Annotated in this window: 25 protein-coding genes; 13 read left to right on the forward strand and 12 right to left on the reverse strand. The window is 71.2% G+C overall.

Annotated features, from left to right (window positions below; translation table 11 throughout):
• Positions 1-20 precede the first annotated feature (20 nt).
• From AB0K15_RS01810 to AB0K15_RS01830, 5 genes are all read right to left on the reverse strand, one after another.
• Positions 21-656, reverse strand: a complete 636-nt coding sequence (locus tag AB0K15_RS01810; protein WP_364044298.1) for a nitroreductase family protein — start codon at positions 654-656, stop codon at positions 21-23.
• A complete protein-coding gene (locus AB0K15_RS01815; RefSeq protein ID WP_364044301.1) occupies positions 653-1633 on the reverse strand; it encodes an aldo/keto reductase in 981 nt (326 codons plus the stop codon). The genes AB0K15_RS01810 and AB0K15_RS01815 overlap by 4 nt, the downstream gene beginning before the upstream one ends.
• A gap of 39 nt (positions 1634-1672) precedes the next feature.
• Positions 1673-2095 carry an ATP-binding protein gene (locus AB0K15_RS01820; protein WP_364044304.1) on the reverse strand — a complete coding sequence of 141 codons (423 nt, stop codon included), beginning with the start codon at positions 2093-2095 and terminating at the stop codon, positions 1673-1675.
• A 67-nt stretch (positions 2096-2162) separates the two neighbouring features.
• Positions 2163-2936: a SigB/SigF/SigG family RNA polymerase sigma factor gene (locus AB0K15_RS01825; RefSeq protein ID WP_364044307.1), complete on the reverse strand. Its 774-nt coding sequence runs from the start codon at positions 2934-2936 to the stop codon at positions 2163-2165.
• Positions 2933-3349: an anti-sigma factor gene (locus AB0K15_RS01830; RefSeq protein WP_364044310.1), complete on the reverse strand. Its 417-nt coding sequence runs from the start codon at positions 3347-3349 to the stop codon at positions 2933-2935. Before AB0K15_RS01830 ends, AB0K15_RS01825 begins: the two co-directional genes overlap by 4 nt.
• Positions 3350-3500: 151 nt before the next feature.
• On the opposite strand from AB0K15_RS01830, the gene AB0K15_RS01835 reads away from it, so the two are divergent.
• The 3 genes from AB0K15_RS01835 (at position 3501) to AB0K15_RS01845 (ending at position 5263) form a co-directional block, all read left to right on the forward strand.
• The gene (locus AB0K15_RS01835) at positions 3501-3809 is read left to right on the forward strand and encodes a WhiB family transcriptional regulator (protein WP_326567734.1); all 309 of its coding nucleotides are present in this window, start codon (positions 3501-3503) and stop codon (positions 3807-3809) included.
• Between the two features lie 255 nt (positions 3810-4064).
• Positions 4065-4418, forward strand: a complete 354-nt coding sequence (locus AB0K15_RS01840) for an STAS domain-containing protein (RefSeq protein ID WP_220245742.1) — start codon at positions 4065-4067, stop codon at positions 4416-4418.
• 59 nt (positions 4419-4477) lie between these two features.
• Complete coding sequence (locus AB0K15_RS01845; RefSeq protein WP_364044314.1) at positions 4478-5263, forward strand: metal-dependent hydrolase; 786 nt, start codon at positions 4478-4480, stop codon at positions 5261-5263.
• Here AB0K15_RS01845 and AB0K15_RS01850 read toward each other — a convergent pair.
• A complete protein-coding gene (locus AB0K15_RS01850) occupies positions 5229-6023 on the reverse strand; it encodes a nuclear transport factor 2 family protein (protein ID WP_364044316.1) in 795 nt (264 codons plus the stop codon). The two genes, AB0K15_RS01845 and AB0K15_RS01850, sit on opposite strands and share 35 nt — an antisense overlap.
• A gap of 104 nt (positions 6024-6127) precedes the next feature.
• Here AB0K15_RS01850 and AB0K15_RS01855 point away from each other — a divergent pair, with 104 nt between their 5' ends.
• Positions 6128-6688, forward strand: coding sequence for a TetR/AcrR family transcriptional regulator (locus AB0K15_RS01855; RefSeq protein WP_364044319.1), 561 nt, complete (start codon positions 6128-6130; stop codon positions 6686-6688).
• On the opposite strand, the gene AB0K15_RS01860 is transcribed toward AB0K15_RS01855, so the two are convergent.
• Positions 6669-7913 (reverse strand): MFS transporter, encoded by a 1245-nt coding sequence (locus tag AB0K15_RS01860; RefSeq protein ID WP_364044322.1) that lies wholly within the window; start codon positions 7911-7913, stop codon positions 6669-6671. The genes AB0K15_RS01855 and AB0K15_RS01860 overlap by 20 nt on opposite strands.
• A 143-nt stretch (positions 7914-8056) precedes the next feature.
• On the opposite strand from AB0K15_RS01860, the gene AB0K15_RS01865 reads away from it, so the two are divergent.
• The gene (locus AB0K15_RS01865; protein WP_364044325.1) at positions 8057-8434 is read left to right on the forward strand and encodes a hypothetical protein; all 378 of its coding nucleotides are present in this window, start codon (positions 8057-8059) and stop codon (positions 8432-8434) included.
• A gap of 36 nt (positions 8435-8470) precedes the next feature.
• Positions 8471-8911: a hypothetical protein gene (locus AB0K15_RS01870; RefSeq protein WP_364044328.1), complete on the forward strand. Its 441-nt coding sequence runs from the start codon at positions 8471-8473 to the stop codon at positions 8909-8911.
• Here the strand turns inward: AB0K15_RS01870 and AB0K15_RS01875 are convergent.
• Both AB0K15_RS01875 and AB0K15_RS01880 read right to left on the reverse strand, forming a co-directional pair.
• Entirely contained in the window at positions 8908-10536 is a 1629-nt protein-coding gene (locus tag AB0K15_RS01875; RefSeq protein WP_364044331.1) for an ABC transporter permease, read from the reverse strand. The two genes, AB0K15_RS01870 and AB0K15_RS01875, sit on opposite strands and share 4 nt — an antisense overlap.
• The gene (locus AB0K15_RS01880; RefSeq protein WP_364044334.1) at positions 10533-11426 is read right to left on the reverse strand and encodes an ABC transporter ATP-binding protein; all 894 of its coding nucleotides are present in this window, start codon (positions 11424-11426) and stop codon (positions 10533-10535) included. The genes AB0K15_RS01875 and AB0K15_RS01880 overlap by 4 nt, the downstream gene beginning before the upstream one ends.
• Positions 11427-11519: 93 nt before the next feature.
• Between AB0K15_RS01880 and AB0K15_RS01885 the strand changes: the two genes are divergently transcribed.
• Positions 11520-12008, forward strand: coding sequence for a MarR family transcriptional regulator (locus AB0K15_RS01885; RefSeq protein ID WP_354872906.1), 489 nt, complete (start codon positions 11520-11522; stop codon positions 12006-12008).
• A gap of 4 nt (positions 12009-12012) precedes the next feature.
• Here the strand turns inward: AB0K15_RS01885 and AB0K15_RS01890 are convergent, their stop codons facing one another.
• A complete protein-coding gene (locus tag AB0K15_RS01890) occupies positions 12013-12585 on the reverse strand; it encodes a helix-turn-helix domain-containing protein (RefSeq protein WP_364044337.1) in 573 nt (190 codons plus the stop codon).
• A gap of 93 nt (positions 12586-12678) precedes the next feature.
• On the opposite strand from AB0K15_RS01890, the gene AB0K15_RS01895 reads away from it, so the two are divergent.
• From AB0K15_RS01895 to AB0K15_RS01920, 6 genes are all read left to right on the forward strand, one after another.
• A complete protein-coding gene (locus AB0K15_RS01895; protein WP_364044339.1) occupies positions 12679-13302 on the forward strand; it encodes an NAD(P)H-binding protein in 624 nt (207 codons plus the stop codon).
• Between the two features lie 87 nt (positions 13303-13389).
• Complete coding sequence (locus tag AB0K15_RS01900; RefSeq protein WP_364044342.1) at positions 13390-14157, forward strand: SGNH/GDSL hydrolase family protein; 768 nt, start codon at positions 13390-13392, stop codon at positions 14155-14157.
• A gap of 101 nt (positions 14158-14258) precedes the next feature.
• Positions 14259-14399, forward strand: a complete 141-nt coding sequence (locus AB0K15_RS01905; protein WP_364044345.1) for a hypothetical protein — start codon at positions 14259-14261, stop codon at positions 14397-14399.
• 960 nt (positions 14400-15359) lie between these two features.
• Positions 15360-15965 carry a sigma-70 family RNA polymerase sigma factor gene (locus AB0K15_RS01910; RefSeq protein WP_364044348.1) on the forward strand — a complete coding sequence of 202 codons (606 nt, stop codon included), beginning with the start codon at positions 15360-15362 and terminating at the stop codon, positions 15963-15965.
• A complete protein-coding gene (locus AB0K15_RS01915; protein WP_364044351.1) occupies positions 15962-16444 on the forward strand; it encodes a carboxypeptidase regulatory-like domain-containing protein in 483 nt (160 codons plus the stop codon). The genes AB0K15_RS01910 and AB0K15_RS01915 overlap by 4 nt, the downstream gene beginning before the upstream one ends.
• A gap of 159 nt (positions 16445-16603) precedes the next feature.
• Positions 16604-19090 carry a CHAT domain-containing protein gene (locus AB0K15_RS01920; protein WP_364045344.1) on the forward strand — a complete coding sequence of 829 codons (2487 nt, stop codon included), beginning with the start codon at positions 16604-16606 and terminating at the stop codon, positions 19088-19090.
• Positions 19091-19094: 4 nt separating this feature from the next.
• On the opposite strand, the gene AB0K15_RS01925 is transcribed toward AB0K15_RS01920, so the two are convergent.
• The gene (locus AB0K15_RS01925; RefSeq protein WP_364044354.1) at positions 19095-19853 is read right to left on the reverse strand and encodes a polysaccharide deacetylase family protein; all 759 of its coding nucleotides are present in this window, start codon (positions 19851-19853) and stop codon (positions 19095-19097) included.
• Positions 19854-19922: 69 nt separating this feature from the next.
• Positions 19923-20375, reverse strand: coding sequence for an SRPBCC family protein (locus tag AB0K15_RS01930; protein ID WP_364044357.1), 453 nt, complete (start codon positions 20373-20375; stop codon positions 19923-19925).
• Positions 20376-20443 lie beyond the last annotated feature (68 nt).

The raw sequence follows: 20443 nt of genomic DNA on the forward strand, positions 1-20443 counted from the left end.
GCAAGGTGCCCTTCCGGCCGTTACCAGCGATCGACGTGCAGCACTTCCGAAAGTGGTTGCCGCGCAGCAGGTTTGAAGCTGTCGCCCGTGTAGTAGGCCGTCGGCACGAGCGCTGCCTGGTGGACGGTGGACGGCAGGCCCAGGATCTCCGCCGCTTCCTTTTCGTACTGCAGGTGCAGCGTGGTCCACGCCGTGCCGAGGCCGAGGGAGCGCGCGGCCAGCATGTAGCTCCACACAGCGGGCAGTAGCGACGCCCACAGGCCCGCCTGATTGCCCTCCGGCAGCTCCGCCGAACCCGTGCCGAGGCACGGAATCAGCAGCACCGGCACTTCGCCCATGCGGTCGGCGAGGTACTCGATGCTGGAACCCACGCGCTGCTGCACAGCCGCCCGCGAGGCATTGTCGGAATACAACTTCCCGGCGAAGCCCGACGACTCGATGTACTCGTGCGTCGCGCGCCGGTAGAGGTCGCCGATCGCCGCGCGTTGCACGGGGTCGGTGACGACGACCCAGTGCCAGTGTTCGCGGTTCGAGCCGCTGGGCGCCTGCAACGCGATCGTCAGCGCTTTCTCGATCACCTCGAACGGCACCGGCCGCGCGAGGTCGAGCCGCTTGCGGACCGTCCGGGTGGTCGTGAGGAGCTCTTCCGGTGTCACCACTTGTCGTGCACCAACGGCCGGATCAGCTCGTCATACGTGGCCCGCACCCCGGCCGCCGCCTCTTCCGGCAGCGGGGCCAGCCCGGCCGCGACCGTGTTCCCGCGTGCCTGCTCCGCGTTGCGCGCACCCGGGATCACCACGGAAACCCCCAGCTGGTCCAGAATCCACCGCAACGCGAACTGCGCCAGCGTCTGCCCGTCCGGCACCAGCCCGCGCAGGCGCTCCACGGCCTCCAGCCCGACCTCGAACGGCACCCCCGAGAAGGTCTCGCCGACGTCGAAAGCCTCACCGTGCCGGTTGAAGTTGCGGTGGTCGTCGGACCCGAACGTCGTCGTGGCCGTGTAGCGCCCCGACAGCAGGCCCGACGCCAGCGGCACCCGCGCGATGATCCCGGCGCCCGTCTCCACCGCCTTCGGCAGCACGCGCTCCAGGGGCTTGAGCCGCAGGCAGTTGAGGATGATCTGCACCGACGCGACGTTCGGCCGGGCCAGCGCGGTCAGGGCCTCGTCGCACGTCTCGACGCTGACGCCGTAAGCCTTGATCCGGCCTTCGTCCACCATCCGGTCCAACGCGTCGTACACGGCGTCCGACGAGTACACGGCGGTCGGCGGGCAGTGGAGCTGGACGAGGTCCAGCGTGTCCATCCCGAGGTTGCGACGGGACCGGTCGTTCCACTCGCGGAAGTTCTTCTCGACGTAGTTCTCCGGCACCTGCTCGGCGCGGCGGCCCATCTTGGTGGCCACGAACACGTCGGCACCGCGCTCCCGGCGGAAACGGCCGACCAGCGTCTCGCTGCGGCCGTCGCCGTAGACGTCGGCGGTGTCGAAGAACGTGACGCCCTCGTCGGCCGCCGCGTGCAGCACGCCCATGGCTTCGGATTCGTCGACGGTGCCCCAGTCGGCGCCGAGCTGCCAGCACCCGAGCCCGACGGCGGACACCTCACGACCCAGCCGGGTGATCTTGCGAGTCTCCATACGAGTGATCCTAAGCGGACCCGGATCAGCGCCGGGCACTCACGCGACCGGTCCCACCGCGAACGCTGCCCAGACGTACTTCCCGCCCGCGCACGGCTCGTAACCCCACTCCTGCGACAGCACGTGGACCAGCTGCAGCCCCCGGCTGCGCGCCGCCTCCGGTGACGGCTCCTTGAGGCGCGGCACCTCCTGGCCGGCGTCGAACACGCAGACCACCAGCCGCCCCTCCGACAGCCGCAGCTCCAGCCGATCCGGCCGCTCACCGTGCTCGAACGCGTTGGTCACCAGCTCGGACGTCGCCAGCAATACGTCGTCCCGCCATTGGTCGTCCACGGCCAGCTCTTCGAGCGCGGCGCGGACAGCGTGGCGGGCGATCGCGGGCGCGGTGACGTCGTCCGGGAGCGCCAGACGCACGGTGGCGGGTGTCGTGGTGCCTCGCGTCGGCATCTTCGACGTCGTCATGGCTTCCACACCTCCCGACCTGTCCGTTACTCGCACCGGCTTACTACCCAAGCGGGGGGACCCCGAATCAGGTGCCCTCGGTGATGTCCGTCTCGACCAGTCCCGTGCGCAGTTTCTTGAGCGTCGACGCGAGCAGGCGCGAAACCTGCATCTGCGAAACGCCCACGCGGCGCGCGATGTCCGACTGGCTCATCCCCGACCCGAACCGCAGCGCGACGATCTTGCGCTCCCGCTCCGGCAGGCTCTCCAGCATGGGCCGCAGCGCCTCGCGCAGCTCCGCCTGGCTCAAGTTCGCGTCGGGCGCGCCGAAGCGCGTGTGCGCGGAGTTCTCCAGCAGGTTGTCCAGCGAAGCGCCGTAGCGGCCCTGGCCGGCGCGCAGGCCCTCGTAGACGTCCTCCATCGGCACGCCGAGGTGCTGGGCGATCTCACTCGGGCGCGGCGCGCGCGAGAGCCGCACGGTGAGCTCCTCGCGCGCGGCGGAGATGGACGCGTTGAGCTCCTTCAGCCGCCGCGGCACCCGCACCGACCAGCTGTTGTCCCTGAAGTGGTGACGCAGTTCACCCGAAATGGTGGGGACGGCGAACGCCAGGAAGTCGGTGCCCTGCGTCGGGTCGTAGCGGTCGACGGCGTGGATCAGGCCGACCGTCGCGATCTGCACCAGGTCGTCCATAGCCTCGTCGCGGTTGCGGAACTTCCGCGCGAGGTTGCGGGCGAGCTCCAGGTGCTCGCGCACGAGTCTGTCCCGGATCTCCTCGCGGCGCGGGGAGCCTTCCGGTAGCTGGGCCAGCTCGTCGAACAGCGACGCCACATCGGTCTCGCCGCCTTCGGCGGGGGTGGTCACGGGTGCGCCACCTCACTCTCCCGGACGAGCTGCACCCGGGAGAGGTACCGGCCGTCGGCCGGGGTCACTGTGCGTCGCGCCGACGTGGCCAGCGCCGTGAGCAGCTGCCAGGACAGACCGGTGTCGTCACCGTGGTCCGGGGTGTCGGCGACCACCGAAACGGTCACCTCGATGCGCCCCTCGATCCAGGAGAAGACGCAGGTCAGCTTGCCGTCGGCCGAGGACGGCAGGAGCATCGAGCACGCCTCGTCCACCGCCATCCGCAGGTCTTCCACCGCGTCGAGGTCGAAGTCCTGGCGCATCGCGATGTCCGCGACGATCGTGCGCAGCGTGGGCACCACGTGCGGGATGGCCGCCGTCCGCACCTCGATGAGCTGGGCGTCCTCCCGATCGAGCGGGGCGTTGTCCTCCACGTGCGGTCCTCTCTCCGGCTCACTCGGCCGTGTCCTGTGCTGCCCGGTCTGCTCATGCCCGGGGTGTGAGCAAACCAAACCCGGGTTTGATTCGCGCGACCGGCGGGCATGTAGCGGTCGAAGTGCTGATCCCGGGAAAGGTGGGGACGAGATGGCTGACGTGAGCCGGCTGCCCAACGTGGTCGCCGAGGAGTGGGAGTGGCAGCTGCAAGGTTCCTGCCGTGGCGCGGACAGCAGCCTGTTCTTCCACACCGACAACGAGCGTGGGTCCGCACGCGAGCGTCGTGAGTCGCGAGCCAAGGCGATCTGCCAGACCTGCCCCGTACTGGCGCAGTGCCGCAAGCACGCCATGACGGTACAGGAGCCGTACGGCATCTGGGGCGGCCTCGGCGAGATCGAGCGCCGTGAGCTGTTCATGCGGGAACGCCGCGCCGCCAAGCGCGACCCGCTGTCCGCCTGACCCAGCCCAAAACCCGCCCCCGCGTGCCCCACCGGCACGCGGGTCGCTGTGCGCGCGGCCGTTCGCCGGAATGACCGTGCCGCCGTCCGGCTCTTGCCCGCCCGCGCCGTTGTCCGGGACAGTGGCGGCCGACGCGGCGGCAGTCACCCACTGGGTTAGGGTTGGACTTTCCAGATGCCTGGAACCGTGAACGGTTGCCGCTTGAGATACAGGCGCGTACCGGCGCAGCAGCAGCGCCTGACGAGGAGAAACTGCATGCCCGCAGCCGACCAGAATGCCACCCCTCCCGGGTTCGGCATCACGCTGGACACCGAGGCCGCCGAGCCGCGGGTGGTGGTCAACGGTGAGCTCGACCTGCTCACCAGCCCGCAGCTGCAGGAAGCCCTTGCCGGGTTGATCGCGGACAAGAGCTCGCAGCGCGTGGTGGCCGACCTGACCGGGGTGACCTTCTTCGACTCCTCGGCGTTGAACGTGGTCCTGCACGCCCAGCGGCAGGCCCGTGAGCAGGACGTCGAGCTCGCGGTGGTCCCCAGCTCGGCCGTGAGCCGTGTCATCGAGCTCACGGGAGTGGCCGAACACCTGAGCGTGTCGGAGGAACCGCCCGCCTGATCCCCGATACGGTCGCGCGGACCTGAATTCCGCTCGCGACCTGGGGGAGATCCACGATGATGGGGCGCACCCACGCCCTGACCGGCTGGTGCGCGGGCCTCGCCCTCGCGCCCGCGGTCGGCGCCGGTTCCGTGCACCAGGCGGTGGTTTTCGCCGCCACCACGGCCGGCTTCGCGTTGCTCCCCGACCTCGACCACCCCGGCGCCAGCGCGTCCCGTCTCCTCGGCTGGCTGACGGGCGCGCTGTCGTGGCTCCTGCGTCGCGTTTCGTCGGCCGTGTACGCCCTGACGAAGGGCCCCCGCGACGAGAAGGTGACCGGCAAGCACCGCCACCTGTCGCACACCGTGCTCTTCGCCGCGGGCCTGGGTGCGCTCGCTTCGTGGGGGGCCTCTGCCGGCGGACCGTGGGCCGTGTTCGGCGTGATGCTCTTCGGCCTGCTGCTCGCGGAAGGCGCTCTGGGTGACTGGCTGTTGCCGGTCATCATCGGCGCGATCCTGTGGTGGTACCTCACCGCGCCGCCCGACCACGCCGCGCAGCTGCAGCAGATCTCGGGCTGGCTCGGGATCGCCGTGGCGGCAGGCTGTTTCGTCCACTGCCTCGGCGACTCGCTCACCGAGTCGGGCTGCCCGTTCCTCTTCCCGCTCCCCATCGCGGGCGAGACCTGGTACGAGATCCGGCCACCGAAGATCTTCCGGCTGCGGACGGGCAAGAAGGTGGAGACGCGGTTGGTGTTCCCGATTTTCGTGGTCGTGGGGGTGCTTCTGGTGCCCGGCGTGTGGGGTTGGACCACGTCGACGGCGGAGCGGCTGTTCAGTCCGCCGGCGGCGCAGACCGCAACGCAGTGATCCGCTTCGCCGCCGCGGCGGTGTCGGTGTAATCCCGCGTGTGGGCGATCTTGCCGTCTCGGATGGTCAGCACCATCACGTACGACGAGACGAACGCTTCGCCGCCCAACTCGCCGTGGAGGTCGAACTCCGTGACGAGCACGGACGGGTCGGTGGTTTCGTGCACGACGACGTTGTCCGCCTTGGTCATGTGGCGCACCGAGCCCGCGGCGCGGAACCGGCGACGCAGCTCCTCGCGCCCGTGGGTCAGCCGCGGCACTCCGGCCGGAGTGAAGGGCATTTCCAGCACGACGTCCTCGGCGTAGAGGTCGGCGAGGTCGTCCCAGCGGTTCTCCACGGACGCGTCCAGGAACTGCCGGAACACGGTCGCGGCACCGGTCATGGTGCGTGCCGCCGCGGTGTTGGGGAAATCGCGGTACGCCGTGATCTCTCCATTGTGGACGGTCGCAAGCCCGACCGACGACGGAAACCCGTAGCCCTCACCGGTGTGCGGGTTGCGGCCCTCGACGGTGAGCTCGGCCACGAACCCGTCGGCCAGCTCGCGGATGCCGACCCGCACGGAGTCCAGCCCGAGCGCGCGGGCGCGGACGGCGCTGTCGGCGAGTGTTGCCAGGATCGCTTCGCGGCCATCGACGCGGTGGCCCTGGAAGGGGAGTTCGTACACGGCTTCGGCGGCGAAGACGTCGGCGAGCGGCGCGGGGTCGAGCGCCCGCATGCTGCGGGCGAAGAGCTGCGAGATTTCGGACACGGTTGGGCTCATCAGGACTTCTCCAAGGAAGAATGAGGTTCAATCGGAACGGTGCACCCGGTTGCCACGATACGGAGTGAGCGTTCCGGTTGTCAACGAGATCGAGGAGGACGCCCGTGGACAAGCCAGTGCTGCGCGCCGACGCGCGCCGGAACCGGGCCCGGGTGCTGGCTGCCGCCGAGGAGGCCTTCGCGGCCGACGGACTGTCCGTGCCACTCGATGACATCGCGCGGCTCGCGGGCGTCGGGGCGGGCACCGTCTACCGGCATTTCCCCAGCAAAGAAGCGCTTTTCCAGGCGGTGGTGCTGGAGCGTCTGGAGCAGTTCGCGGCCGAGGCGCGCGAGCTCGCCGACGCCGAAGACCCGGGTGCGGCGTTCTACGACTACTTTGCGCGCGTGATCAAGCAGGCCTCCCTCAACCGCGCGATCTGCGAAGCACTGGGCGCCACCACGGGCTCCACGGACAAGGCGGAGATCGGCACGGAGTTCCGCGCGAACCTCTCCGCCCTGCTCGAACGCGCACAGGCGGCGGGTGCGGTCCGCACCGACCTCGACGGCGACGACCTGCGTGCGCTGATCGTCGGCGCCCTGGCGGTGGAGCGGTATTCGCCCGGCAGCCACCACCTCGTCCGCGTTTTGCTCGACGGCCTTCGCACGGTCACTGGGGCAGGTTCCTGAGCTTCCGCAGCGGCGACGCCAGCAGGATCGCCGTCGACAGCACCAGTCCGGCGCCGACGACGTAGAGCGTGGTGCGCATCGACGTCACCTCGGTGAGCACGCCGCCGGCCAGGCTGCCGAGGGGCGCCATGCCACGGATCAACGTCGTCGACACCGACGTCACGCGGCCCAGCAGCCGTCTCGGCGTGACGGCCTGGCGGAAGCTCACGGCGTAGACGTTGATGAGGATGATCCCGAACCCCGCGCCGAACCCACCGGCGACGTACCAGGCCAAGCCCCAGCCGGGGGTGGTGAACGCGTAGAGCAGGAACGAGCCCCCGTAGACGACGGCCGCGGCGTTCAGCGCCCGCGCCGCCCCGATTCTCGCCGCGAGCGGCCGCGCGATTGCGCCGGCGACCAGCGCTCCGGTGAGGGAAACCGTGCTGAGCACCCCGATCGCGACCGGCGAGAGCCCGAGGTCGCGGCTGAGGAACACGACGCTGATGGCCATGAACATCGACTGGAACAGGCTCGAGACGGTGCCGTGGAGCGTGATGGCCCGGACGATCCCGTCACCGAGCACGGCTTTCAGGCCTTCGGTGATCTCGTGGCGGAGGCTGCGGCCGGACCGTTCGCCGGGCGCGTCCGGCGTTTCGATGCGGCGCAGCCACAGGGCCGACCACAGGTAGGACGCGGCGTCGGCGGCCATCGCGCCCGCGTAGCCGAGGTACTGGATCACCACGCCGGCCAGGCTCGGCCCCGCGACCGCGGCGACGGAAGCGTTCGTCTGCAGCCTGGCGTTGGCCTCGGGCAGATCGGCGCGCGCTACCAGGTGCGGCACGTACGTCTGGTGCGCGACTTCGAAGAACACCCCGAGCACGCCGGCGAGCAGTACGACCGCGAAGAGCTGCCAAAGCGTGAGCACCTGCGCCACCGCCGCCACCGGGATCGACCCGATCAGCACCACCCGGCCCAGGTCGGCGGCCACCAGCACCGGCCGCTGCCGGATCCGGTCGCACCACGCGCCGACCTGCAGCCCGAGCACCAGGTAGGGCAGCGTCGCAAGCGTCCGCAGCAGCGACACCTCGACCACTGAAGCCGACAACACGGTTGTCGCCAGCAGCGGCACGGCCAGAAAGTCGATGCGGCTGCCCACCTGGCTCAGCGCGTCGGCGAGCCACAGCCGCCGGAAGTCCCTCGTCCGCAGCAGGCCACCGCGGCGGGTGGCCACCCCCTCGTTCGCCACGGGAGCCACCTTGGCAGAGGTGCTTCGAGTTCGGCAATAAACTTGAGTTTATTCGGCTCAACTTGCACCGTCTGTAACGGGGCATAAGATCAACGCGACTACTCCTCGTACCCGCGCGTCGGCTCGGCGAGGGAGGTGCCGGTTTGTCCAACACGGCTCCGACCTGGGGTTCTGTCGTCATTACGGGGCTGGCCGGCTTTGCCGTCGGCCTGCTCGTGGCGGCACTCCTCGTGGCCGGCAACTCACCGACCCGTCCGGCCGATTCGTCCGTTCCGTCGTCGCCGCCACCCGCGCAACCGGTCACGGTGACGGTGACGGGCCAGCCGCAACCCCCGGTGACCGTCACGCGATCGCAGTCCGAGCCCGCGCCGCTACCGAGCACGACGACCTCGACGGTCTCCGTGACCCGCGAGCCGCCCGCTCCGGTGTCGGGGTCGGTGTCGGGGTCCGGGTCGGGGTCGCCGACGTCGCTCGGGCCGACGTCGGCCATCGCGCCCAACGTCGCTTCATCCGAGTGGTGATGCAACCAGCGGGCCGTCGTGGCCCGTCTGGCTGACGTGCGAAGACTCCTGGCCGTCGCCGTCCTCCTGCTCGGCCTCACCGGCTGCAGCGCACCGCCGCTGATGTGCCCGGCGATCGCCGCACCCGCCGGGCTGGCCATCGACGTGCCGGCCGGGCAGTTCAGCCGAGCCGACGTGACCGCGTGCTGGGCCGCCCGCTGTACCCGGCGCGAGGTGGAGCTCCGGCAGACAACCACCTCCGGCCCCACCACCTGCACCCCCACCGCCTGCGCGGCGTCCGCCGTGCCGACCGGCGGGCGGTACGGGTTCGCCGAGCTCCCCGGACTGCCCGCCGCGCCCGTGGACGTCGAGCTCGTGTTCGACGGCGGCGCACCCCGGCGAACGACCGTCCACCCCCAGGCACCACCGGCCGGCCAGTGCGGCGAACCAGGTGTCCAGGTCCGCCTGATCGTGGGGCCCGACGGGACCGTTCGCTAACCCACGTCCCGCCGGCGCCAGCCGAAGAGCCCGGCCACCAGGCACACCACCGCGACCACCAGCAGCCACCCGATCGGCGTCGCCGTGAACGCGGCGCCCGGGAGCTTCGGCGGGTGCTGGAACGGCGAAACGTCCAGCACCGCCTGCGGCGCGTTCACCACCGGCCCGAACAGGCTGATCAGCAGCCCCAGCGCACCGGCGGCCCAGGCCAAACCCGTGAAGCGCGGCAAGAGGCCGAACAGCAGCGTGCACACCGAGACGATCACCCACGTCGCCGGTACTTGCACCAGCACGGCGGCCAGCATGTCGGCCACGGCACCGCCGACGTCCCCCGAGCGCAGCCCGTGCGAAATCCCCAGCAGCACCCCGCCGACGAGCACCAGCAGCGCCGTCCCGACGTACGCGAACACGAGGTGGCTCGCCGCCAGGCGCAGCCGGCCTACGCGGGTGGCGAGGATCGGTTCGAAGCGCACCCCTGTCTCCTCGGTGCGCATCCGCAGCGTCGCCTGCACGCCGTACAGCGCGCTGAGCATGGCGAACAGGCTCACCATCGTGGCGAGGAACGCGTCGACGATCGCATCGGAACCGCCGAGGCGCTCGAAGATCTGGCGCGTCTGCTCGGTGTCGCCGACGAGGCCGGAGATGCCGCTCGCGATGGAGCCGAACAGTGCGCCGCCGACGGCGAAGCCGATGACCCAGCCGAGCAGGGGGCCGCGTTGCAGCCGCCACGCCAGCGCGAACGGTGTGCGCAGCGAACCCTTCGCTCCCGGCGGTCCCGGACGGGGCGGCACCAGGCCGGTGCCGACGTCGCGTCGCGGCAGGAGGACGTAGCCGGCGACGCCGAGCACCAGCGTCGCGGCGACGGGCAGCAGCAGCACCCACCAGCGTTCGCCCGCGAACGGACGCACCTGCTGCGACCAGCCGATCGGTGAGAGCCAGGAGAGCCAGCGGGCGTCGGACGTCGAATCACCCGCGCCGCGCAGCAGGAAGGCGACGCCGATCACCGCGGTGCCGATGCCGTTGGCCGTGCGCGAGTACTCGGCGAGCTGCACGGCCACCGCCGCGACGCCCGTGAACACCAGGCCCGCCGACGCCGTGCCCGCGCCGAAGGCCAGCGCGCCGTCGGCCGGCAGCTTCGCGCCGATCATCGTGCCGACCTGGATCACGCCGATCAGCACACTCGCCGCGCCGGAAACGAGGACGGCGGCCGTCAGCGCCGCGTAGCGACCGACCACAGTGGACGCGAGCAGCTCCGCGCGACCCGAGTCCTCCTCGGCGCGCGTGTGGCGCGTGACCGTGAAGACGGCCATCAGCCCGATGAGCAGCGCGAGGAACCCGCCCATGCGCCACGCGATGAAGCCGCCCGCCGTCGTGAGGTCGAAGGCCGGGCCGTAGAGCAGGGAGAACGACGGGTTCGCCGCGGCGCCTGCGGTCAGCGCCGCTCGGCTGGCGGCGTCGGGGTAGAACTGGTCGTAGCTCGACACCGTGGCGGCCGGGACGATGCTGAGCAGCACGATCCAGATCGGCAGGATCACGCGGTCGCGCCGCAGCGCCAGCCGCGTGAGGTGCCAGGTGCCGACGAGCGCCGTGTTCGTGGCCGGCGCCCTCGTGAGGGTCGCGGTCATTTCCCGGCCCTCTCGGTGTAGTGGCGCAGGAAGAGCTCCTCCAATGTCGGCGGCTGGCTCACCAGGCTGCGCACGCCGACCTGCGTGAGCTGGCGCAACGCGTCGTCGAGCGAGCGCGTCTCCACGTCGAAGCGCACGCGGTTGCCGGTCACCTCGAGGTCGTGGACGTCGGCGAGCTTGGCCAGGCCGTTGGGTGGGCCGGCCAGCTCCGCGGTGATCGACGTGCGGGTGAGGTGGCGCAGCTCGGCGAGTGTGCCGGACTCGACGGTGCGGCCGTTGCGGATGATGCTCACCTTGTCGCACAAGGCTTCCACCTCCGCGAGGATGTGGCTCGACAGCAGCACGGTGCGGCCCTGCGCGCGTTCGGACTGAATGCACTCCTGGAACACCGACTCCATCAGCGGGTCGAGGCCCGAGGTCGGCTCGTCCAGGATCAGCAGGTCCACAGTGGACGCGAGGGCGGCCACGATGGCGACCTTCTGCCGGTTGCCCTTGGAGTACGTGCGGCCTTTCTTGCGCGGGTCGAGGTCGAACCGCTCGATGAGGTCCTTGCGCCGGCGCTGGTCGAGCCCGCCGCGCAGGCGTCCGAGCAGGTCGATCACCTCGCCACCCGAGAGATTGGGCCAGAGGTTGACGTCGCCGGGCACGTAGGCGAGGCGGTGGTGCAGGCTCGCCGCGTCGCGCCACGGATCGCCGTCGAGCAGCCTCACCTGGCCGGCGTCGGCGTGCAGCAGCCCGAGCAGAACCCGGACGGTGGTGGACTTCCCGGCGCCGTTCGGGCCGAGAAAGCCGTGGACTTCCCCCACGGGAACCTGGAGATCGAGGCCGTCGAGGGCCTTTGTCCGGCCGAAGGACTTGTGGAGGCCGGAGATCGAGATGGCGTTTCCCATGTTCCGGAAGCTACACTCGTTTCACGAAGTTGTGAAGTTAAGAAAATGTCTGGATATAGTGATCATGGCCTGGTCGTGCGAGAGGATGGACGGATGACGACGCAGCGAGACGAGGACGCCGTCCGCCGGTACGTCGAGAGCCTGGGCCTCGTGCTGTCGCAGATCGGGATGCAGCGCATGGCCGCCCGCGTCTTCGCGGCCCTGATGACGACCGACGAAGGTCAGCTCACGGCCGCCGATCTGGCGTCGCAGCTGTCGGTGAGCCCCGCGGCTGTTTCCGGTGCCGTGCGGTACCTGGAGCAGGTGGGGCTCGTGACGAAGGTCCGCGAGCCGGGTGAGCGCCGTGACCACTACCGGCTGTACGACGACCTCTGGTACGCCACGTTCCTCAAGCGCGACCGGTTCCTGATCATGTGGCGCGACGCGGCCGAGGAAGGCATCGACGCGCTGGGCGCGGACACGCCGGCGGGCAAGCGGCTGGCGGAGATGCAGGACTTCCTGTCGTTCGCGCTGAAAGAGATCACGAACCTCTACGACCGGTGGCACGAGGAGCGGGCGAAGCGGCGGGCCGCCGAGGCCTGACGGTTCACCGGAGCGCGGCGACCAGGGTCTTCGCCAGGCGGGCGGCAACGGCGGTGCCGCTGTCGGTGTCTTCGAAGGAGTCCAGGAAGGCCTGCTGGAAACACGCCCCGAGCAGCAGGCGCGCGGCCGCGTCGAGGTCGGTGTGGGCGGGAATGCGGCCGAGCTCGGCTTCCGCCCGCAGGTACGTCTCCACGAAGACGATCGGCTGGTCGGGGCCGTGTCCGGTGTCGAGCGCGGCGCGGTGGGTGCGTAGCAGGTCGCGCGACGAGAAGATCGAGACGGAGATCGGGAAGCTCGCGCGGTAGAACTCGAGCGCCGTGGCGGCGAGCTCGGTCAGGTTCTCCTCCAGCGACGCGTCGGCGGCGTGGCGCGTGAGGCGCTCGGCAGTGGCGCCCAGGGCGGGCAGCTCCTCGCTCAGCACGGCGAGGAACAACGCCGTCTTGTCGCGGAAATGCTTGTACAGCAAGGCTTCCGAATACCCTGCGGCCTGCGCGATGGCCTTCGTCGTCGCGTGCGCGTAGCCCTGCTCGCGCATGACCTTGGCGGCTGCGGCGACGAGGTCCTGACGGCTTCCCAACGGTGCTCCCTGAGGACGTTCTCAGCGTGGTGAGTGTTCACTCACCCTACCTGGTGAGTAAACACTCACCCCCGGGTTCGAGGAGGAGTCGCCATGAAGATCACCGTTCTCGGCGCGAGCGGGCGGATCGGCACGCTGGCCGTGCGGGAGGCGCTGGCGCGGGGCTGGCACGTGACGGCCGTGGTCCGCTCACCCGAGCGGTTGCCCGTCGCCAGCCAGCCGCGGCTGGACGTCGCGGTGCACGCGCTCGAGGACCCTTCGCTGGCCGAGTCGTTGCAGGGGCGCGACGCGATCGTGCTGGCGCTCGGGGCGCGCGACCGGCGTCCGACCACAGTGAACGCCGACGGCGCGCGGGCCGTGATCGCGGCGGCGGGGGACACGCGGTTCGTGGCGGTGAGCGCGATGGGCCTGCCGACCGAGGGGGACGGCGCGTTCACGCGGTTCGTCGTCAAGCCCATCCTGGGTGCGGTGCTGCGCAACGGTTTCGACGATCTGCGCGTGATGGAGTCGGCGATCCGGGCCAGCGAGCTGCGGTGGACGATCGTGTGTCCGCCTCGGCTCACCGACGGTCCGGCCACGGGCCGCGTGCGGTCGAGTACGCGAGGCGCTTTGCGGGGAGGCTTCAGCATTTCGCGCGCGGATGTCGCGACGTTCCTGCTCGACACGGCGGAGGATACGGCGCTGATCGGGGAAATCGTCGGGATCGCGCGCGGATGAGGGGCAGTTGTCCACAACTCGGTCTGCCTGTGGACAACTCGGCTTCGGGGGCGGGAACCGTCGGTGATCGTGTTTAAGGTCGGTGGCATGGCTCTTCTCCGGTTCTTCCTGTTCGCCGCGCTGGCCCCGGTCCTCGCGGTGCAAGCGCTGCGCGTCCGCCGCGGCACCCCGCGCCTGCCCGGCGCCGGCGGCCCCGCCGAGGGCGTCACCGGCGACGGCCCGGTGGTCCGGCTCGCCGTGCTCGGGGAGTCCACCGTGGACGGCGTCGGGGTGGCCGCGCACGCCGACGGTCTCACCGGGCAGCTCGCGAACGAGCTCGCGCGCCGAGGTCTGCGGGTGCACTGGCAGGCGGTCGGCTTGACGGGGGCCACGGCCGCGGTGGTCCGGAGTTCGCTGGTCGCGCGGCTGGCGCCGGCTGACGTCCTGGTGGTCGCGCTGGGGGTGAACGACACCCTCGAGCTGCACTCGGCCGCCCGGTTCCGGCGTGACCTGCTCGGGGTGGTCGTCGACGTGAGGCAACGGCTGGGGCCGGTGCCGGTGGTCCTGGCCGGGGTGCCGCCGATGGCGAGCTTCCCGTCGTTGCCGCGGCCGCTGCGCGACGCGCTGTCCGCGCGCTCGACGGCGCTGGACACGGCGGCGGCCGAGCTCGCACGGCTGCCGGGCGTCACGTACTCAGCGATGATGCCCGGCCTGCTGCACGAGGGCACGTTCGCCGAGGACCGCTTCCACCCGGGGCCGGTCGGGTACCGCGACTGGGCCGCGGTGTTGGCGCCCGCGGTGGCCGAGGCGGTCGCCGCGGCCCTACCGGGGGTCACGGTCGATGCGCATCCGAGGGAGCCGCGCCAGCCCATCTGACCAGCGGAGACGAAAAGTTCCCAGAAATCTTTGCGCTCCGTGTATCTGGGTGGACCCTTGTTGCGTCCTATGGGGCAGCCGAGGGAAAAAGGGAGACCCAGATGCCTGCCGAATCCAGCGAAGAGAACACGCCGACCACCGTTCCGCCGGTCCCGGTCGGCACGCCGCCCCACGGCGGCGGCACCACCACGCAGCCCGACGGTGCCCACGACCCGTACGACGACCCGGCTACCGCGAAGTAGCGAGACGGGCGGCGCCCGGGGGCCGAGGGGGCTGCCGGACGCCGTCTGCCGGGCGGGTTCGGGGGAGGGGCCGCCCGGTCGGGTCCGATGGGGAGTGGACCCGGAGCAGAGGGAGGGGAGCGCCGGCCGGTGCGGGTGCACGCCCGCGCCGGTCGGTGCACGAAGTCGCGCCGCCGGGCCGGCGCACGGGGGAGCCGGCCTGCCACGAACGCCGACGCCGGCCAGGGCCGGTCCACCAGACCGGCCCACGGAGGGATGGGGGCGGTTGCCGTCGCCGGGCCGGTGCCACGCACCGGATCGGGTGACCAACCGGGCGGAGGCCCACCTCGGCCCTCGTCCTTCTGGCCCGCCACCGCGGACCAGAAGGACAAGGGCGGGCGCACCAGGCCGGCCCGCCGAGACCGGACGACCGAGGACCGACCCGCCAGGTCGGGTCATGGACGGCTGGACCAGGGGGACGTGGCCCGGCCCGCCGGGTCGGCGCTCCGAGGGGGGATGGCCGTGGGACCGACTAACCAGGTCGGGTCATGGACGGCTGGACCAGGGGGACGTGGCCCGGCCCGCCGGGTCGGCGCTCCGAGGGGGATGGCCGTGGACCGACCCGCCAGGTCGGGTCACGAACGACCAGACCGCGGGGAAGTGAATCGGCGCACCAGGCCGGCTCACCGAGACGAGGTAACCGTGCACCGACCCACCAGGTCGGAAAGCACGAACGGACCACCGAGAACCCGACCGATCCACTGACACACAGCACCGCGACACAGCACCGCCGCAGGACCGACCCACAGCACCACCGCACCAACGACCCACCACGCCGACCCACCACACCGGCCCACCACCCGAGTAAGTGACCCGATGTATCCCAGCCCTTCCTGCCTGCTCCTTCCCCAAGAAGGCCCCCGAGACAGACCCACGACACCGCCGCCGAACGCAACGCGCCTCGCGAGCGAGGCAGATACGGTGACCGACGTGCAAACCACCGAGGTAGACCCGCCATGGGAAGGCCTGACCGGCGTCGACCTGCACGCTGCCTGCATGGAGGCGGCGCGGGCCGGTGACCGGCGGGCGATGGCGAAGCTCGTCGACGAGCTGACGCCGCTCGTCTGGCACGTCGCGCGCGCGAACGGGCTGAACCGCCAGGTCGCCGAGGACGTCGTGCAGACCGTGTGGCTCGCTCTGTTCAGCCAGCTGGAGAAGCTGCGCGATCCGCGCGCGCTGGCCGCCTGGCTGATCACCACGACGAGACGCGAAGCAGCCCACCCGTACGGGCGCCGCGTCCAGCCGGTTCCGTTGAGCGACGAGGTCGCCGAGAGCCTTGAAAGCACCCACCCCGCGCCCGAGGACGAAGCCGTTCGCGCCGACAACGACCGACGGGTCTGGCGCGCCTTCGTCCGGCTGCCCAGCCGCTGCCAGGAGCTGCTTCGTCTCACCGTTCTCGCCGGCCGCGCCGAATACCAGGCGGTGGCCGAAGCGATGCGGATGCCGCGCGGCAGCATCGGACCCACCAGGGGTCGTTGCCTCGACACGATGCGCGATCTCCTCGCAGGAGAAGGGGGTGGCCGATGAACGACATCGGCGCGCCGGGAAGTGGCAGCGCTCTGCCTGACGACGAGACGCTGCTGGCCGACCTGGGCCGTTTCCTCGACGAACTGGACCCGCCGCCGGACGATCTGGTGCAGCGGGTCCAATTCGCGCTCGAACTGGAGAACCTCGACGTCGAGGTCGCGCGGTGGGAGCGTGCCGGCGAGCTCGCCGGCGTCCGCAGCACGGCCACGGGCACGATCACGTTCACCGTCAGCGACCTGACGGTGATGATCAACCTCACCCGGATCGGCAAGCTGCACCGCATCGACGGCTGGCTCGCGCCCGCCGGCGAGTACGAGGTGGAGATGCGCGTGGCCGACGAGGGCACGTTCTCCACCGTCGCCGACGAGGGCGGCCGGTTCGTGCTCGAGAACGTGCCGTGCGGGACCACGCAGATCCTGGTGCACCTCGGTGAGGGGCCGCACCGGCGGACTGTCGTGACTCCCACGGTCGTGCTCTAGAACCCGGACGGGCGTTACGACGTGTCGCGGGAGTGTGCTCAGATAGAGCGCGTGCCTGAGCAGTCGTCAGCCCTCGATCGAGTGATCGCGGCGACGGCTGATTTCTACACCCGCGGTCGCGCCGCGGCCGCCGATCAGCGGCCGACCACGGCGACGCGGCTGTTCAGGCAGGCGCTCAACCGGCTCGCTCGCGCGCCCGAACCGGCGCCCGACGTCCTCGAGCTGCGCACCAGGGTGCTCATCAGCCTGGCCGCGGCCGAAGCGGAGGTCACGTCGACCGAGGCGGGCCTGGCGCACCTCGAGACCGCGGAAACCGTGCGGCTGCGGCTTCCGCAGGGGCCGGTGCGCGGTTCGTTGCGGCTGATCGTCAGCCTGCAGCGCGCGGTCGTGGTCATGCGCGCGGGCCGGTTCGCCGACGCGCTGGCGTTGTACGACCTGGTGCTGCCGTCTATCGAGTCCGAAGTGGACGACGGCTTCCTGCTGCTGGTGCGCACGCTGAACAACCGCGCCCTCGTCCACATGGCGATGAACAAGCCGGACGCCGCCCACGCGGACCTGAGCCGCGCGCTCACGCTCGCCGTGGAGCACGGCCACACGTTGCTCGAGGCGAAGATCCGGCAGAACCTCGGCGACCACGCGCAGCTCGTGGGCGACGTGCCCGAGGCGCTGCGGAACTACGAGGCGGCCGCTCGGCTGTTCGGCAGCGTCAGCCCGGGGTCGCTGCTCGTCGTGCGGCTCGACCAGGCCCGTGCGCTGCTCACGGCGGGGCTCGGCGAGGAAGCCGCGCGCCACCTCGACGAAGCGCTGCCTCAACTGCGGGCCAACGGGTCGGGCCAGCACATCGCCGAAGCCGAAGTCGCCCGTGCCGCCGCCGCGTTGCTGGAAGGCGACTTCGCGCTGGCACGCAAGTTCGCGTCCGCCGCGCGGCGCCGGTTCCTGCGCCGCGGCAACACGAGGTGGGCCGAGATCGCCGACCTCGCGCGGCTGCGCGCCGACGCCCACAAGATCCTCAGCACACGCGCCGCCCGGTCGACGCCGCGGCCGCCCGCCGAACTCGTGGCGCTGGCCGAACGCCTCGCCGAGCTGGGGGTGCGCGACGAGGCGGCCGTCGCGCGCCTGCTCGCCGTGCGGCTCCTGTTGCGGCGCAAGGAGATCGACCAGGCGGCGGAGGTGCTGGCCCGCGTGCCGAAGCCACGCGAGACGGCGCCGATCGACCACCGGATGCTGTTCCGGCTGTGCCGGGCCGAGCTGGCCGTGGCGACGGATCGGCCGCGTTCCGCACTCGCGCAGGCTCGCGCCGGCCTTCGTGAGCTGGGCATGATCCGCGACCGCATGGGTGGGCTCGACCTGGTGTGCGGCACCGCCGTGCACGGCGAAGAGCTCGGCCGGCTCGCGATGCAGCTCGTGCTGCGCCGCGCCCGCAACAACGCCGCCGGTGCGCGCCGGATGTTCGCGTGGCTCGAACGCACGCGCGCGCAGGTCTACCGCTACGAGCCGCTGCCCGTGATCGAAGATCCCGTGCTGTCGAACCACATCACGGAGATGCGGCACCTGCAGCGCACGATCCAGCGCGCCCGGGCCGAGGGCGAGCCCGTGAAGGCGCTGGAGCAGCGGTATTCCGCGCTGCAGCAGGAAGCGAGCCGGCTCGGCTGGTACACGAGCCCGTGGGGCCGGCCGCGGCCGGTCGCCACGCCGGACGAGGTCGTGGCGCAGCTCGGCGACCGCGTGCTCGTGAGCCTGGTGCCCTACAACGGGCAGCTGTACTCGGTGGTCGTCGACCGCGGGTCGTTCCGGCTGCTGAAGCTCGGGCCGTACCAGGACATCGTGGAGACGGCGAAGCAGCTGCACGCCGACCTCGACGCGCTGGCGCCCGACCACCTGCCCCCGATGCTCGCCGAGACGGTGGCGGCGTCCGCCGTCCGGCGCGCGGACAAGCTCGACGCGCTGATCTCCGCGTCGCTGGTCAAGACGCTCGACGACCGCGAGCTCGTGATCGTCCCGATCGGGCAGCTGTACGCGATGCCGTGGGGTGCGCTGCCGTCGCTGCGTGGCCACGCGGTGTCCATCGCGCCGTCGGCCACCGCGTGGATCACCGCCAAACGCGCCACGGACGCCGATGCCGTGCTGCTCGCCGGCGGTCCCGGCGTGCCCGGCGCGGTCGGTGAGGTGAGCAAGCTCCGCTCGGTCTACCCGGACGCCCGTCTCGTCGACGGGTCCGGCGCGACCAGCTCCGCCGTCCTCGCCGCCCTCGACGGGACACGTCTGGCCCACCTCGTCGCCCACGGTGCCCACGAGCCGGCCAACGCGTTGTTCTCCCGACTCGAACTCGTCGACGGCCCGCTGTTCGCCCACGAGACTTCACGCCTGGTGAACCCGCCCGAACGCGTCGTCCTCGCGGCCTGCGAACTGGCCATGAGCCACATCCGCCCGGGCGAAGAAGCCCTCGGCTTCGCCGGCACGTTGCTGGCCAGCGGCTCCCGCACGGTCATCGGCGCCGTCGCGCGCGTCGGCGACCGCGCGGCGGCGGACACGATGACCGACCTGCACCGGCGGCTGGCCGACGGCGTGCCACCCGCGCTGGCTCTGGCGGAGGCCATCGCCGTGGACCCGCTGCGGCGGCCGTTCGTCTGCCTCGGTGCGGGCTGAAGAACTAGGCCAGGAAGTCGGCCAGCGGCACCGGCGTCAGGCCGTCCTTTTTCGCCTGCGCCAGAAAAGCTTCGTAGTCTTCCTTGAACGTCTTGCGGAAGTGCATCAGCACGATGTCGCCGGGGCGGAGCTTGTCGCCGACCTGGAACTGGACGTGGCCGTCGTTCACCGCGGCGGACCACAGCACGGCGACCCGCATGCCGCAGAGCTGGGCGGCGTGCAGGGTGTTCTGGTCGTAGTTGCCGAACGGCGGACGGAACAGCACGGGGCGCACGCCGAGCTCGTGCTGGAAGTCGTCGGCGTCGTCGCAGATCTCCTTCTGCTGGTAGGCCAGCGGTTTGCCCTTGAGGTTCGGGTGGTCGACGGTGTGGTCGCCCAGCGTCGCACCTGTCGAGTCCAAAATGGACTTGAAGTAGGCCTCGTGGCCCTTGACGTAGCGCTGGTTCAGGAAGAGCACGGGATGCCCGCCGGACTGCTGGATCAGGCCGGGCGCCGAGGGGTCCTTGACGGCGCCGTCGTCCATGGTGATGAACACGTACGGCTTGGTGGTGGTGATCCGGCGGACCACGCCGACCTTGCCGTCGGCGATGGCGGGAGCTTTCTGTTGCACCGTGCCGAACGGGTACGGCCCGGAGGGAGGCGCCGGGTGCGCGGCGCCGGCCGCGGGGTTCGCCTGGCTGGGAGGCGGCGCGACGACCGGTGCCGGCGCGGAACAAGCCGCCACCACGAACAACCCGGCCACCACGGCACTCAGCTTCGTCACGCGCTTCACACGAAGGGAGACGTCGAGGCCGCGCCCGGAGTTGAACCGCTGTGGCCCAGCGCACCCGGGTCAGCGCCCGGAGTCGGCCGCTTTGACCAGTTGTGCCGAAAGGATCCGGATCGCGCTGCGCAACGCGGCGGCGGCGAAAGCTCCGGTTCCGGGCACGGACTCGGTGAACGAGCCCGTCCAGCGCAGGTCCGTGCCGCCCGCGGCGTTGGGGGTGAAGAACACCTCGGCCCGGTAGTCACGCACCGGCCCGGAGCCGTCGAACGTGTAGACGTGGCGCCGGTCGGGCTCGTACTCCACCGTCTTCTCCCGCAGCAGCACCGGCCACAATCCCACTTCGCGGACGGCGCCGACGCCGTTGGGATCGTCGTCACCCCGCCGCGCCCAGCGCGCCTGCACGATCAGCGGCCGGCCCCACGTCGACCACAGCGGACCCTCGGTTTCCAGGCGGAACAGGACTTCCGGCGGCGCCGTGCTGACGCGGTTGACCTCGAACGAGTACGTGCGGCCCGGCATCGTCGGTCCTCTTCCGTCTTGTTGACAGGGTGATAATTAACCTGAGACGCTCAGCGTAGGTCAAGATG

This window comes from Amycolatopsis sp. NPDC049253 (genome assembly GCF_040678995.1).
In the GTDB taxonomy this organism is placed as follows: Bacteria; Actinomycetota; Actinomycetes; order Mycobacteriales; family Pseudonocardiaceae; genus Amycolatopsis.